Annotated in this window: 1 protein-coding gene; it reads right to left on the reverse strand. The window is 42.1% G+C overall.

Going from position 1 to position 587, the window contains the following annotated elements; genetic code table 11:
- Positions 1-530 (reverse strand): DUF5895 domain-containing protein (locus G1O98_RS38530; protein ID WP_163939730.1); only part of this gene is annotated, 530 nt, incomplete at its 3' end.
- Positions 531-587 lie beyond the last annotated feature (57 nt).

Here is a 587-nt window from a genome sequence, read left to right on the forward strand (position 1 = left end):
GAATGCCAAAGTAAATTCTTCGGTTGGTGATGTTTGCCTTGAAAACTTGCATAAGCTTGTTCGCAGGTTTCACGGAATGCCATTAGTTGTTGATCAAACGACACTTGAAACACTCCCCAAGCGGTTATTTGTACTGGTGCGATATGAAGAGGTTGATTTTGGGCATCGACGAAAATCACCATATACCGCCTACCGAATTTGTAGGCGTTCTTGTCCAAACCATCACTGCTACGCCAAACTCCAATCACCTTTCTATCGTTTCCGTATAGCAGAGGCGATCGCCCAATCACAAGTATTCGTGGTTGTCTGTAGAGAGCGCCAGGAATGCCTATCTTTTCATCGTTTTCGTCCAACTTGTTAGTAAGAACTTTATACTCTTTCCCACCTTCTAGTTCTTTATTTTCGTACCATCCTGCTAATTGTTGATTTTCGTAAGCAATCCAAATGCCTGCGGGTGAAGGAATACTTTTGGCTGCTGGGGTCTTTTCGTATAGCTTGTGTTCAGCAGAATCAAAGTCAAAAGCTGTCATAGTAGCTGCTGCCTTTCTTTAATGTTAGTTTTCGCAAAAAATAAGCGAAGCTTTAAT

It is taken from the genome of Nostoc sp. UIC 10630 (assembly GCF_010747425.1).
In the GTDB taxonomy this organism is placed as follows: Bacteria; Cyanobacteriota; Cyanobacteriia; order Cyanobacteriales; family Nostocaceae; genus Nostoc.